The organism is Nonomuraea sp. NPDC050536 (assembly GCF_044457685.1).
Classification (GTDB): domain Bacteria; phylum Actinomycetota; class Actinomycetes; order Streptosporangiales; family Streptosporangiaceae; genus Nonomuraea.
On sequence record NZ_JBITHD010000004.1, the window covers coordinates 118,208 to 132,423 of the forward strand.

The 14,216-nt window shown below is 72.7% G+C and carries 9 protein-coding genes; 7 read left to right on the forward strand and 2 right to left on the reverse strand.

Annotated elements, in window-relative coordinates:
- The 3 genes from ACIBHX_RS13650 to ACIBHX_RS13660 are packed head-to-tail and all read left to right on the forward strand — an operon-like array spanning position 1 to position 3,242.
- The gene (locus tag ACIBHX_RS13650) at positions 1 to 1,443 is read left to right on the forward strand and encodes a M81 family metallopeptidase (protein WP_397067270.1); all 1,443 of its coding nucleotides are present in this window, start codon (positions 1 to 3) and stop codon (positions 1,441 to 1,443) included.
- Between the two features lie 48 nt (positions 1,444 to 1,491).
- Entirely contained in the window at positions 1,492 to 2,433 is a 942-nt protein-coding gene (locus ACIBHX_RS13655) for an ATP-binding cassette domain-containing protein (RefSeq protein ID WP_397067272.1), read from the forward strand.
- Complete coding sequence (locus tag ACIBHX_RS13660) at positions 2,430 to 3,242, forward strand: ABC transporter permease (protein ID WP_397067274.1); 813 nt, start codon at positions 2,430 to 2,432, stop codon at positions 3,240 to 3,242. Before ACIBHX_RS13655 ends, ACIBHX_RS13660 begins: the two co-directional genes overlap by 4 nt.
- On the opposite strand, the gene ACIBHX_RS13665 is transcribed toward ACIBHX_RS13660, so the two are convergent.
- Complete coding sequence (locus tag ACIBHX_RS13665) at positions 3,224 to 6,418, reverse strand: AfsR/SARP family transcriptional regulator (RefSeq protein ID WP_397067276.1); 3,195 nt, start codon at positions 6,416 to 6,418, stop codon at positions 3,224 to 3,226. The two genes, ACIBHX_RS13660 and ACIBHX_RS13665, sit on opposite strands and share 19 nt — an antisense overlap.
- A 356-nt stretch (positions 6,419 to 6,774) precedes the next feature.
- Here ACIBHX_RS13665 and ACIBHX_RS13670 point away from each other — a divergent pair, with 356 nt between their 5' ends.
- Entirely contained in the window at positions 6,775 to 7,770 is a 996-nt protein-coding gene (locus ACIBHX_RS13670; RefSeq protein WP_397067278.1) for an alpha/beta fold hydrolase, read from the forward strand.
- Positions 7,771 to 7,846: 76 nt separating this feature from the next.
- On the opposite strand, the gene ACIBHX_RS13675 is transcribed toward ACIBHX_RS13670, so the two are convergent.
- The gene (locus tag ACIBHX_RS13675; RefSeq protein WP_397067280.1) at positions 7,847 to 9,175 is read right to left on the reverse strand and encodes a serine hydrolase domain-containing protein; all 1,329 of its coding nucleotides are present in this window, start codon (positions 9,173 to 9,175) and stop codon (positions 7,847 to 7,849) included.
- A 125-nt stretch (positions 9,176 to 9,300) separates the two neighbouring features.
- Between ACIBHX_RS13675 and ACIBHX_RS13680 the strand changes: the two genes are divergently transcribed.
- The 3 genes from ACIBHX_RS13680 (at position 9,301) to ACIBHX_RS13690 (ending at position 14,152) form a co-directional block, all read left to right on the forward strand.
- A complete protein-coding gene (locus ACIBHX_RS13680; RefSeq protein ID WP_397067281.1) occupies positions 9,301 to 10,266 on the forward strand; it encodes an alpha/beta hydrolase family esterase in 966 nt (321 codons plus the stop codon).
- Positions 10,267 to 10,349: 83 nt separating this feature from the next.
- A complete protein-coding gene (locus ACIBHX_RS13685; RefSeq protein ID WP_397067283.1) occupies positions 10,350 to 11,906 on the forward strand; it encodes a hypothetical protein in 1,557 nt (518 codons plus the stop codon).
- Between the two features lie 32 nt (positions 11,907 to 11,938).
- Positions 11,939 to 14,152 carry an ATP-dependent RecD-like DNA helicase gene (locus ACIBHX_RS13690; RefSeq protein WP_397067285.1) on the forward strand — a complete coding sequence of 738 codons (2,214 nt, stop codon included), beginning with the start codon at positions 11,939 to 11,941 and terminating at the stop codon, positions 14,150 to 14,152.
- Positions 14,153 to 14,216 lie beyond the last annotated feature (64 nt).

Consider the following 14,216-nt stretch of genomic DNA (forward strand, 5'->3'; position numbering starts at 1 on the left):
GTGCCCCGCCCCCTCCGCGTCGCCATCGGCGGCATCCACATCGAGTCCAGCACCTTCTCGCCGCACCTTTCCGGCACCGCCGACTTCGACGTCACCCGCGGCCAGGCCCTGCTCGACAGGTACGGCTGGCTGACCGACGCCTGGGCGGCCGAGGTGGAGTGGGTGCCGCTGGTGCACGCCCGCGCGCTGCCCGGCGGCGCGGTCGAGCCGGCCGCCTACGACGCCTGGAAGGCCGAGATCGTCGACGGCCTGGCACAGGGCTCCTTCGACGGGATGCTGCTGGACATCCACGGCGCGATGAGCGTGGTGGGCCGCCAGGACGCCGAGGGTGACCTGATCACCGCCATCCGCCAGGTGATCGGATCCGAGCCGCTGGTGTCGACCGCGATGGACCTGCACGGCAACGTCTCCCAGACCCTGTTCGACGGCTGCGACCTGCTGACCTGCTACCGCACTGCGCCGCACGTGGACGTGTGGGAGACGCGCGAGCGCGCCGCCCGCAACCTCATCGAGGCGCTGCGCCGTGCTGAAACCGGTGGCGACCGGCCGCACAAGGCGCTGGTGCACGTGCCGATCCTGCTGCCCGGCGAGATGACCAGCACCCGCATCGAACCGGCCAAGAGCCTGTACGCCCGCATCCCGGCGATCGAGGCCAGGCCGGGCGTGATCGACGTGGCGATCTGGATCGGCTTCGCCTGGGCCGACGAGCCGCGCTGCATGGGCGCGGTCGTGGCGACCGGCACCGACGCCGCCGCCACCGACCAGGCCGCACGCGAGCTGGGGCAGGCGTTCTGGCAGGCGCGCGAGGACTTCGCGTTCGTGGCGCCGACGGGCTCGATGGACGACTGCCTGGACGCGGCGCTGAAGGAGGGCGCGGGCCGGCCGTACTTCATCAGCGACTCCGGCGACAACCCGGGCGCGGGCGGCGCCGACGACGTCACCTACGCGCTGGAGCGGATGCTGGCCAGGCCCGAGATCCGCGACGGGTCGGTGCGCGCGGTGTTCGCCTCGCTGTTCGACCCCGAGGCGGTGGCGCGCATCGGCCACCTGCCGGTCGGCTCGCCGGTCAGCGTGCGCGCCGGCGGCCGCATCGACACCCGCGAGCCCGGGCCGCTGCTGCTGGAGGGCACGCTGGAGGCGCTGGCCGACGACCCCAACGGCGGCCGGGTGGCCTCCGTCCGCGTCGGCGGGCTGAGCGTGTTCATCACCTCGCGCCGCATGCAGTACCGGCTGCTGGAGTCCTACCGCCTGCTGGGCGTGGACGTCGCCGAGGTCGGCGTGGTCACCGTCAAGATCGGCTACCTGGAGCCGGAGCTGTTCGAGGCCGCCGCCGATTGGATGCTGGCGCTCACGCCCGGCGGCGTCGACCAGGACCTGCAGCGCCTGCCGTACCGCAACCTCACGCGGCCGATCTTCCCCCTGGATCGGGACTTCACCATCTGACAGCGTTCTGTGCGCGATATGTCAGCGGCGCCGCTCACGATGTATCGCATGAACGCATTCGAAGCCGAAGGCCTGGTCAAACGCTTCGGCAAGACCACCGCACTGGACGGCATCGACCTGGCCGCGCGCCAGGGCACGGTGCTGGGTGTGCTGGGACCCAACGGCGCGGGCAAGACCACCGCCGTACGCATCCTGGCCACGCTGCTGCGCGCCGACGCCGGCCGCGCCAGCGTGGCCGGCCTGGACGTGGCGCGCCAGCCCGCCAAGGTGCGCAGCCGCATCGGCCTGACGGGCCAGTACGCCTCGGTCGATGAGGACCTGACCGGCCGCGAGAACCTGGTGCTGATCGGCAAGCTGCTTGACCTGCGCTCCAGCGACGCCCAGGTGCGCGCCGCCCAGCTGCTGGCCGACTTCGGCCTGGCCGAGGCCGGGGACCGCCGGGTCTCCACCTATTCCGGCGGCATGCGCCGCCGCCTTGACCTGGCCGCCTCCCTGGTCGGCCGACCTGAGGTCATCTTCCTGGACGAGCCGACCACCGGGCTGGACCCGGCCAAGCGCGAGGACGTGTGGGCCATCGTGCGCAAACTGGTGGCCGACGGCGTCACCGTGCTGCTGACCACGCAGTACCTGGAGGAGGCCGACGCGCTGGCCGACGACATCTCCGTCATCGACCACGGCAAGGTCATCGCGCACGGCACCCCCGCCGACCTCAAGCGCGTCGTGGGCGGCCAGACCGTGCTGGTACGGCCCGCCGACCCGGCTCGCCTGGCCGAGGCGGCCGCCCTCATCGCCGCCGTCGCGGGCCGCGAGACCGAATCTCCCGGCCGCGACGTGGTGACCGTCCCCGTCGACGGCGACGCCGCCTTCACCGAGATCGTCGCCCGGCTGGCGGGCGCCGGGATCGCCGTGACCGAGCTGTCGCTGCGCCTGCCCAGCCTGGACGAGGTGTTCTTCACCCTGACGGGCCACCACACCGAGGAGGCCGCGTGACCACCACGTTGTCCCGCTCCACCGCGGCCCCGGCCCGGATCGAGCGCAGGCCGTTCGGGCTGGTCCGCCACAGCCTGGCGCTGGCCCAGCGCAGCGTCGTCAAGACACTGCGCTCCCCCGAGCAGCTGCTCGACGTCACCCTGCAGCCGATCATGTTCGTGGTCATCTACGTGTTCCTGCTGGGCGGCGCCGTATCCGGCAACACCCACGACTACCTGCAGTTCCTGCTCCCGGCGATCATGGTGCAGACGGTGATGTTCGGCGGCATGGCCACCGGCGTCAACCTCAACACCGACATCAAGAAGGGCGTCTTCGACCGCTTCCGCAGCCTGCCCATCGCCCGCTCGGCGCCGCTGATCGGCTCGGTCCTCGGCGACCTCATCCGCTACCTGGTGGCCATCGTGGTGCTGCTCGGCTTCGGCTACGCGCTGGGCTTCCGCATCGGCACCGACCCGTTGTCGGCGCTGGCGGCCTGCCTGCTGACGGTGTTCTTCTCCTTCTGCGTCAGCTGGACCTTCGTACTGCTCGGGGTGCTGATGCGCGAGCCGGGCGGGGTGCAGGGCACGGCGTTCATCGTGCTGTTCCCGCTGACGTTCGGCACCAGCATGATCACCCCGAAGAGCACGCTGCCGGGCTGGCTGCAGGCCTGGACCGACATCAACCCGGTCAACCACGCCATGAACGCCTCCCGCGCGCTGATGCTCGGCGGCCCGGTGGGCTCCTCGGTGGTCTGGACCCTGGCCTCGGGGCTGGTGCTCCTGGCGGTGTTCGCGCCCCTGGCGGTACGCGCCTACCGGCGCCGCACCTGACCCGCTGCCAGGTGGTCGCAGACCAGGGCCAGGGCGTCGGCGCGGCGCAGGGCGCGGCCACGGGCGTAGGCGGTGTCGTACTCCTGGCCGAGCCGGTCACGCAGGAGCGCGGCGATGCGGGCCACGTCCTGGTCGCCCGCGTCGGGGGCGCCGCGCAACTGTTCGGCGGCGCCCAACGTCTCGGCCGCCGCCACCGGCCGGCCCTGGCAGGCGCGCAGCTCTGCCACCGCCACGCCGACCCTGGCCAGCACCGGCATGTCCTTGACCAGCAACGTCAGCTCCACCGCGCGCTCGAGCGAGGCCGCTGCCTCGTCCAGCTCGCCGCAGGCCACCGCCAGATGGGCGATACCGGCCAGCACCAGCGCGCGGAACTGCGGCGCGACCGTGCGCGCCCCCACCAGCAGCGCCTCGGCCGCCTCGTACTCCTTGCGCGCCCGCTCCAGATCACCCTCGGCGCGCGCCAGGTCGCCCAGTACGGAGCGGGCGAAGGAAGCCTCGTGCCCCGGCGTCTCCGGCCCGCCGCTGGTGATCTTGTCCAGCTCCGCCCTGGCCCGCTCCAGCTGGCCCTGCCGGATGCGGATGGTGGCCTGCGAGACGCGCTGGTGAGCCGGATCGTCGTCGGGATTGAGCTCCAGCATCAGCCGCATGGCCTCCTGCATGGCGGGAATGGCCAGGTCGTAGTCGCCGAAGACGGTGTGCGCCTCGGCCAGCGCGGTCATCGCCAGCGACAGAGCCCACCGCTCCCCGGTGGGCTCGAGCATCTCGGTGGCGGCCACCAGGTCCGCACGCGAGGCCGCCATGTCGCCGTCGTTCTCCCGGATCGCGGCCCTGATCAGCAGCAGCATGCCGCGCGCCCACGGATCCGGATGAGAAAGCCGCCGCTCCACCGCGGCCATGCCCAGCTCGTAGTCGTCGGAGAACAACGCCACCGCCGGCTCCAGCAGCGCCAGGATCGGGTGACCCAGCTCCGGCTCGCCGCCGTTGAACATCCCGCTCAGCTCGCGCACCACGGCCTCGGTGCTGACGCCGACGTCGCCCAGCGCCCCGTTGATCAGGTAGACGGCCGAGGCGACCACCCTGGCCACCCGCGGCGCCGGGCCCGGCACCTCCAGCGCCCTGCGCAGCCAGGAGGCCGAGTCGTGCAGGCTGCCGCGGATCGTCCAGAACACCCCCAACGCCGCGGCCAGCCGTACCGCTGTGTCGGCGTCGCGTGAGTCGACGGCGAAGTGCAGCGCGGCCAGCAGGTTGTCGTGCTCGGCCAGCAGCTGCTCGATGGCCTCCAGCTGCCCGTGACCGCGCAGCTGCGGCTCGCGGCGCTCGGCCAGGGCCACGAAGTAGGCGGCGTGACCGGCGCGGGCCGCGGCGATCCGCCCGGATTCGGCCAGGCGTTCCAGCCCGTACTCGCGGATGGTCTCCAGCATCCGGTAGCGGCCCTCGCCGGCCGGCTGCAGCAGCGACTTGTCCACCAGCGCTGCCAGCAGGTCGAGCGTGCCGCCCAGGTGCTCGGCCGCCGGCAGGTCGAAGCCGCCGGAGAAGACCGACAGCTGCTCGATCAGCCGCCGCTCGTCGGCCTCCAGCAGGTCCCAGCTCCAGGCCACGACCGCGCGCAGCGTCTGGTGCCTTGGCAGCGCGGTACGGCTGCCGCCGCTCAGCAGCAGGAAGCGGTCGTCGAGCCGGTCGGCCAGTTGGCGCAGCGTGAGGGCGCGCAGCCGGGCCGCGGCCAGTTCGATGGCCAGCGGCAGCCCGTCCAGGCGGCGGCAGATCTCGCGTACGGTCTCGGCGTTGCCGTCGTCGAGGCCGAAGCCGGGCCGCACGGCTGCCACCCGGTCGGTGAACAGCCGCACCGCCGGCTCGACCGGCAGCGGCGGTACCGGGCACAAACTCTCGCCGCCGATGGCCAGCGGCTCGCGGCTGGTGGCCAGCACCCGCAGCCCGGGGCAGCGGCCGAGCAGCTCCTCTGCCAGGTGCGCGACCGCCTCCAGCAGGTGCTCGCAGTTGTCGAGCACGAGCAGCACCGGCGGCCCGGCCAGCGCCTCCACCAGCCTGCCCACGGTGTCGCGCGGCCCGATCGCGGCCGGCACGGGACGCTGGCCCAGCACGCCGAGCACGGCTTGGGCGACGTCGTCGGGATCGGTGACCGGCGCCAGCTCGGCCAGCCACACCGACTGATCCAGCGTGGCCGCGACCGTGGTGGCCAGCCGGGTCTTGCCGGCGCCGCCCGGCCCGACCAGCGTCACCAGCCGCTGTTCTCGCAGTAACCTGCGCAGGCGCTCCACCTCGGCGGCGCGGCCGACGAAGCTGGTCAGCGGCAGCCGCAGGTTCGTGCGCACTGGCCGGATCGGCTCGGGGCGGGCCAGCAGCAGGGCGTGCAGCTCACGCAGGCGCGGGCCGGGATCGGCGCCCAGCTCCTCGGCCAGCCGGGCGCGGATCTCCTCGTAGGCGGCCAGCGCCTCGGCGTGCCGTCCTGCGGCGCGCAGCGCCTCGATGCGCAGGGCGTGCACGTGTTCGCGCAGCGGGTGGCGGGCGGCCAGCTCGCCCAGCTCGGCCACCAGCTCCTCGACACCTTTCCGCGCGCCCGGAGCCGGCCGTGCGGCTTGTGCCATGTTGCCGTCGGCTGTTGGCGGGGCGGCTTGTGCTGGGTGGCGGTCGTTTGTTGGCGGGGCGGCTTGTGTCGGGTGGGTGTCGGTGCCTGGCTGGGTGGCGAGCTTCAGGTGGGCTTCGGCGCGCTGCTCGAGTGCGGTGAGGTGGCTTTCCTCCAGGCGCACGACGTGTCCCTGCGCGAAGGGGGCCGTGGACACCTCGCCGAGCGCCGGTCCGCGCCACAGGGCCAGAGCCTGGTCCAGCAGGTCGGCGGCGGTGGCGGGGGTGGCTTGGGCGGCCTGCCGTACCAAGTCGTGGAACTCGCGCTCGTCGGTGTCGGCCTGCAACCGGTAGCCGCCGGGCACCGAGGCCAGCGCGGCAGGCTCGGGTAGGGCGCGGCGCAGCCGCGACACCAGCGACTGCACGGCGTTGGCCGGGTCGGCGGGCCTGGCCTCGGGCCACAGCGCCTCGGCCAGCTCCTCCACCGTCACCGGCCGGCCCGCGGCCAGAGCCAGCCGCACCAGCAGCCAGCGCAGCCGCGCCCCGCCGATCTCGGCCCCCTCCACCTGCAGCGGCCCCAGAATCCCCACACGCACAGCCCCCATGCTGCCACCCCGACCTTCCTCCCAGGACGTGCGTCGCTCTATCTAGCCCAGGACGCTCAATCCCGTTACGGCATGCCGCCGCGACCGGCCGCCCGCTGCCACCCCGACCTTCCTCTCAGGACGTGCGTCGCTCTATCTCGTTACGGCATGCCGCCGCGACCGGCCGCCCGCCATACTTCGGCCGGGGGCCTATGACCGGCGCTTCCGGCGAGTCGGGGATGCTTGCCCGCCGCCACGGCTGGCGTGCCGCATTCTCACATGCTAGGCGGGCCGGCTGGCGGGAACATTTGTCCAAGCCACCGGCGCGTACGGACGGCGACAGTGGGCTCATGACTATTCCTTCGGGGTTGGACGTCGCCGATCCGCGGTCTCCTGACGGGGAGCCGGACGTGAGACGCGCGGGACGCCGCCGCAAGCGCTACATCATCGCCTCGGCCATCATCGTCGCGATCGTCGGGCTGCTCTTGGCGAACACGATGGTGGTGTCACGGCAGGACGCCGAGGCCACGGGAGATTCGATCCTGCCTCTTGAGGGCGGGAGCATCCACGTGAGCCAGGACGGCCCCAGCGATGCCCCGGCACTCGTACTGATCCACGGGCTCGGCGGGTCGACCCGCTGGTGGGACCCGCTGATTCCGATGCTGGCGCGGTCCTATCGCGTCATCCGGGTCGACCTGCTCGGGCACGGCCGGTCCGCCAAACCGGCCGGCGGGGGCTATGCGATCCCGGAGCAGGGACGCCGGGTCGGCGCGGCACTGGACCGGCTCGGCGTGAAGCACGCCATCGTGGTCGGCCATTCCACCGGCGGCTCGGTCGCCACCGCTCTGGCCGAGCAACGACGCGACCTGGTGACCGCGCTCGCGCTCATCGACTCCGGGCCCCGAATGGACGCCTTCATCTCAGACGGGTTCGTCGGTCAACTGTTGTTCGTCCCCGTCGTCGGGCAACTGCTGTGGCGGGTTCGGACCGACGACATTGTTCGCCAGGGTATGGGCACCGCGTTCAGCAGCCGCGGCTACAAGATCCCGCAACAGCTCGTCGACGATGTGCGCGGCATGACCTACCACGCGCTCACCTCGACATCGCTGGCAGCCGACGACTACCTGACGAAGCGCGCGCTTCCCGATCGGCTGACGGCCCTCGGCAAGCCGCTGCTGGTCATCTTCGGCAAGGAAGACCGGAGATGGCGATCCTCCTCCTCCGCCGCCGACTACCGCGCCGTTCCGGGCGCGAGGGTCGAGTTGCTGTCCGATGTCGGACATTCACCCATGCTCGAGGACCCGCCGCGGACAGCCGCAACCCTCCTGGCCTTCACCGCAACCCACACCACCCAGGCAAACTGAACAAGACGACAAGCCGCTCGCGCGACCTCACCGGATCCGATTACCTCGGCCGTACCGGGACGATAACCCTGCGGGATCAGGCCCAGGGTTGGGTGCCGCCGGGGATAGGGGCGTCGGGCTGGTAGGGGGTGCGGGTGAAGATGAAGGTGTTGAGGTCGAGGTGGTCGGCGGCTACGCGCAGCGTCTCGCCCGCGTAGTAGCCGTCCAGGCCGAGCCAGGTGCCGTCGTCCTGCGGGACGAAGCGGGAGGCCCGGCCGCGGCCGTTGAGCGGCGCGAGCGCGAGGCCCCGGTCGGGCAGCAGGCTGAGCGTGTAGGCGGCCGGACCCCAGTGCCACAGCCCGGTGAGGGCGAGCAGGTCGGGGTCGGCGGGGGCGGGCTGCCACTCCTCGGGCAGGCGGGGCTCGTGCTCGGCCATGATGGACAGCAGCTCCACCGCCAGGGTGCGGCTGATGCCGGAGGTGGTGTTGGCCATGAACAGCACGCCGAGCTTGTCGGCCGGGTCGGCCCACACGGTGGACAGGAAGCCGGGCATGGACCCGGTGTGCCCGGCCAGGCGGCGCCCGCCGGCGCGGGCCAGTTGCAGGCCCAGCCCGTAGCCGGAGGTCCAGGCGTCGCCGTCTTCGACGGTGGCGGGTTCGCGCATCTCGGACAGGGTGTCGGCTGACAGCACGCCGCCGGTGTCGCCGGCCACGAAGGCCGCCCATCTGGCCAGGTCGCGCGGCGTGGACCACAGCTGCCCGGCGGGCGCCATGGCCTGGGCGTCGTGTTCGGGCTCGGGCAGCAGCACGTCGGCGAAGGGGTGCACGGCGTAGCCGGTGGCGTGCGGCGCGCGCGGGCGGTCGGTCGTGCCGTCCATGCCGAGCGGCTGCAGGATCTCCTGCTGTACGGCCTGCAGCCAGCCGTGGCCGCGCAGGCGCCCGATCACCTCGCCGAGCAGGCCGAAGCCGAGGTTGGTGTAGTGGAACATACGGCCGGGCCGGTGCTTGCGCTCCTGGTCGCCGAGGCGGTCCAGCAGTTGGTCGGCGGGCAGGCCGGGGGTGCGTTCCCACCAGGCGGTAGGAGGTTCGGCGGTCAGGCCGCCGGTGTGCGACAGCAGCTGGGCGATGGTGACCTCGCCGAAGGGGGTGCCGGGCAGGTGCTTGCCGAGCGGGTCGAGCAGGTCGAGGCGGCCCTCGTCGCGCAACCGCATGATGACCACGGCCACCATGGACTTGGTGATGGAGCCCAGCCGGTACTGCGTGTCCTGCGTCGGCGCGGCACCGCCTACCCGGCCGCGCGCGCCGAACCAGGCCAGCCCGCCGTCGCGGACGATGGCCGCGCACAGCGACGGGATCCTGGACTCGGCCTGCTCGACGGCCAGCCTGCGCAGCAGCGCCCGCGCCGTCGTCTCACCCACCTCGATCATGCTGACCAGCGTATCGGCGCCGGCTTCCCACCCCGGCCACACATCGACCCGGTGACGGGCGGGTGGGTGGAGAGCTACCTTCAGGGGCGGGGGTTCGGGCGAGAGGGCGACATCAGCGGGCAGGTATGAGACTTCCACGCGCGATCGGCGGGCTGCTCGCCGTACTGCTGGGGGCGGGGTGCACCGCCGTCCAGCCCGAGCCGCGCCAGCAGCCCCAGCAGGAGGCCCAGCAGGAGGCCCGTCACAGCGCCGACGGATGCAAGGGTGCCAAGCTGGAGTCCGGCAGGCACACGATGCGCTTCGGCGGGCTGGAGCGCGTCTACCTGCTGCGGGTCCCCAAGGGCCGCGGCCCGCACCCGGTGCTGCTCGACCTGCACGGGCTGGGCTCGACGGCCGCGCGGCAGGCCGCCTACAGCCGGCTGCCCGAGGTGGGCGCGGCGCGCGGCTACATCGTGGCCACGCCGCAGGCGGCCGAGGGCAGGCTGGGCTGGACGCTGCCGCACACCTACGGCCCCGACGACACCGCTTTCCTGGCCGCGCTGCTGGATCACTTGGAGGGCGGGCTGTGCGCGGACAGGGGCAGGGAGTTCGCCGCCGGGATGTCGTACGGCGCGGGGATGGCGGCGGCGCTGGTGTGCGGGCTGGCCGGGCGGCTGGCCGGGGTGGCGCCGGTGGCCGGGATCAACATCGTCGAGCCGTGCAAGGAGGCCAAGCCGACCGTGATCGTGGCCTTCCATGGTGATGCGGACCGCATTGTGCCCTATCGCGGCGGCCATCCCTTCCGGGACGCCTCGGGCCGGTTGCGCGGCCTGGCCGACATGATCGTGCTGCCGCCGGTCGCGCGGGTGGTGGACGGCTGGGCGACCGTCCTCGGCTGCACAAAGTCCCGAAATATCTCACTTTCTTCGGATGTACGGCGGAGCAGCTGGCGGAACTGCGCACCCGGCGCCGCCCTGACCCTGTACACGATCAGGGGCGGCGGCCACACCTGGCCGGGCCCGATCGCGGTGTCGAGCCTGGGCGCGACCACGCGGGATCTGGACGCCACCCGGGTCATCCTGGACGCCTTCGACGCCGCCCCACCCCGCTGAATATCTGGGCCTACCCGACATGTCGGTGTCCCTGTAAGACAAGCACAGAAGGGGGCCCATTCACGGTCACGGGGAGTACCACCATGGGCGAGGGCGTCCGCATCATCATCGAAGCCGTGCCGCGCGCAGGTCTGAGCGCCGAGCGCCTGCGGCAGGCGCTGGCCGGGCATCCGGAGGCGCTGGCGGCTCTGGAGGTCACCGACCCGCGGCACCTGCACGTCCCCTTCGCCGCCGCGCTCGGCCACGATCCCGGGCCGGGTGCCGCCTTCCGAGCCACGGTGTTCGACCCGGCGGCCAACCGGGCCGTCGAGCTGCGCGGCAGCCTGGACCAACCGGAGCAGGCCGAGGTGCGTCACAGCGCCGACCGTCCCCAGCCCGGCAGGCGAGAGCTCGCCGAGGCCGCGCAGATCCTGCGGGCCGATCCGGCCTTCCCCGAGGGCGAGGGCGTGGTGGTCTACCGGCCGATGCCGCCGCTGGCCGACCTGGAGAACCCCGACGGCACCACCGTGCGCCGCCCCACGCTGGGCATCTACACCCCCTCCGACCCGACGGGGGTGCGGCACCGGATCGTGGCGGTCGATGTGGCCGGCCGTACCGTGGACTGGACGCCGCGCGGGATCGACGTGCGGGCACATCACGACTGCGAGCACAGCGTGCCGGAGGGCGTGGAGTCGCTGGCCGACCGGGGCGGCCCGGACCAGGTGCGGGTGCGCGTGCTGCGCGGGGATACGGAGCTGTGGAACCTGCTGGTGGTGCGCCCGCGAGCCTCGGCGCCGCAGAACCCGGGCGTCGGCTCCGGGGTGGAGCTGCGCGAGGTGCGCTACCGCGGCCGGCTGGTGCTGCGGCAGGCGCACGTGCCGATCCTGAACGTGGAGTACGAGGAGGGCACCACCTTCCGCGACGACGCCAGTTTCGAAACCCGCTTCTCGGCCACCGGCCAGGATCCGGTCGGGTGGGGGTGGCGGCTGTGCGCGGAGTCGCCGCGCACGATCCTGGAGCGGCCCGACAGCGACGCGGGCAACTTCCAGGGGGTGGCCTTCCACCATGACGGGCAGGAGCTGCGCATCGTCAGCGAGATCGCGGCCGGCTGGTACCGCTACGCCAGCGACTGGCGGCTGGCCGACGACGGCACCATCAAGCCGCGCTTCGGCTTCGCCGCCACGGCCAACCCGATGACGTGCAAGGTGCACCGCCACCACGCCTACTGGCGCTTCGACTTCGACATCGACGGCGCGGCCGCCGACGTGGTGGAGGAGATCGACGAGACGGGCTCGATCATCCCGGAGCCGGTGACCATCGTGCGCGAGACCTCGCGCCGGCGCCGCCCGCCGGCCAAGTACTGGCAGGTGCGCGACAAGGCCACCGGCCACGGCTACCAGATCCACCCCGGCGAGTTCGACTCCACCGCCGACGCCTACGGCGTGTCGGACCTGTGGTTCCTGCGCCACCACCCGGCCGAGCTGGAGGACGGCAACCCCGGGCCGCGCGACCGCGCCGCCCTCAACCGCTTCCTGAACGGCGAACCGATCAACGGCGCCAACGTGGTGGTCTGGTACGCCGGCCACTACTACCACGACCAGGCCCACCCCCAACCCCACCAGGGCGAGCTCATCGGACCGGACCTGATCCACATCGACTGAGCCTGTCGCCCGGCCCGGGCATAATGCTGGCCATGGCTGACGACCGCCCCCCGGGCAGCGTGCTCGAGGCGGTCCTCGAGCGGATCACCTACGCCAACGAGGAGACCGGCTACACCATCGCCCGGGTGGCCACCGACCGCTCCGGCAGCGACCTGCTGACCGTGGTCGGCCCGCTGCTGGGGGCGCAGGTGGGGGAGTCGCTGCGGCTGACGGGCCGGTGGGGCTCCCACCCGCGCTACGGCCGCCAGTTCGAGGTGTGGTCCTACACCACCGTGCTGCCGGCCACGATCCAGGGCATCCAGCGCTACCTCGGCTCGGGCCTGATCAAGGGGATCGGCCCGAAGATGGCCGAGCGCATCGTCGCCCACTTCGGCACCGACACCCTCGAGGTGATCGAGAAGAGCCCCGAACGCCTGGTCGAGGTGCCGGGCCTGGGCCCCAAGCGGACCAAGATGATCGGCGCCGCGTGGGAGGAACAGAAGATCATCAAAGAGGTGATGATCTTCCTGCAGGGCGTGGGCGTGTCCACCTCCATCGCCGTGCGCATCTTCAAGCAGTACGGCGAGCGCTCGATCGACGTGGTGCGCGGCGAGCCGTACCGGCTGGCCGACGAGGTGTGGGGGATCGGCTTCAAGACCGCCGACACCATCGCCCAGGCCGTCGGCATCCCGCACGACAGCCCGCAGCGGGTCAAGGCGGGCCTGCGCTACACGCTGTCGCAGGCCGCCGACGACGGCCACTGCTACCTGCCCGCGCCCAACCTGGTCGCCGACGCCGTCAAGATCCTCGACGTGCCGCCCGAGCTGGTCACCACCTGCCTGGAGGAGTCGGTCAGGGACGAGGAGGTCGTGCGCGAGGACGTCCCCGCCGCCGAGGGCACCGTCCCTGCCGTCTATCTGGTGCCCTTCCAACGCGCCGAGCTGTCGCTGGCCTCCGGCCTGCTGTCGCTGCTGCACGCCAAGGGTGACCGCCTGAACGCCTTCGCCGACGTCGACTGGACCCGCGCCGAGGAGTGGCTGCACGGCAAGACCGGCGCCGAGCTGGCCGCCGAGCAGCGCCAGGCGGTACGGCTGGCGCTGACGCAGAAGGTGGCGGTGCTGACCGGCGGACCCGGCTGCGGCAAGAGCTTCACGGTGCGCTCCATCGTGCTGCTGGCCCGCGCCAAGCGCGCCCGCGTCATCCTGGCCGCCCCCACCGGCCGCGCCGCCAAACGGCTGGCCGAGCTGACCGGCCACGAGGCCACCACCGTGCACCGCCTGCTGCAGCTGCGGCCGGGCGGCGAGGCCACCTTCGACCGCGACAACCCCCTGGACGCCGACCTGGTCGTGGTCGACGAGGCCTCGATGCTGGACCTGCTGCTGGCCAACAAGCTGGTCAAGGCCGTGGCGCCCGGCGCGCACCTGCTGTTCGTGGGCGACGTCGACCAGCTGCCCTCGGTCGGCGCCGGCGAGGTGCTCAAGGACCTGCTGGCCGCCGAGGACATCCCCCGGGTACGGCTGACGCAGATCTTCCGCCAGGCCCAGGAGTCAGGCGTCGTGGTCAACGCCCACCGCGTCAACACCGGCCACCACCCGATCCTGCAGGGCATGAGCGACTTCTTCCTGTTCCCCGCAGAAGAGCCGGAGGAGATCGCCGAGCTGACCGTGGACGTGGTGGCCCGGCGCATCCCGCGCAAGTTCCGCCTCGACCCGCGCCGCGACATCCAGGTGCTGGCCCCCATGCACCGCGGCGCGGCCGGCGCCGGCGCCCTCAACCTGGCGCTGCAGGAGGCTCTCACCCCCGCCCGCGAGGGCATGCCCGAGCGCCGCTACGGCGGGCGGGTCTTCCGCGTCGGCGACAAGGTCACCCAGCTGCGCAACAACTACGACAAGGGCGCCGCGGGCGTGTTCAACGGCACCGTCGGCATCGTCACCGCGCTGCAGCCCGACGAGCACAAGCTGACCGTGCTGACCGACGAGGACGAAAGCGTCGACTACGCCTTCGACGAGCTGGACGAGCTGGCCCACGCCTACGCGGTGTCCATCCACCGCTCCCAGGGCAGCGAATACCCGTGTGTGGTCGTGCCGCTGGCCACGAGCGCGTGGATGATGCTGCAGCGCAACCTGCTCTACACCGCCATCACCCGGGCCAAGAAGCTGGTGGTCATCGTCGGCTCGCGCCGCGCGCTCGCGCAGGCCATCCGCACCAAGGGCGCCGGCCGCCGCCACACGGGCCTGACCCACCGCCTCACCCCGCCCACCCGCTGACTGCCTCGGGTACGGCGCGCGCCGTCAGCCGCGACTTCCTTCCGGTACGGCGCGCAGTCCCCCG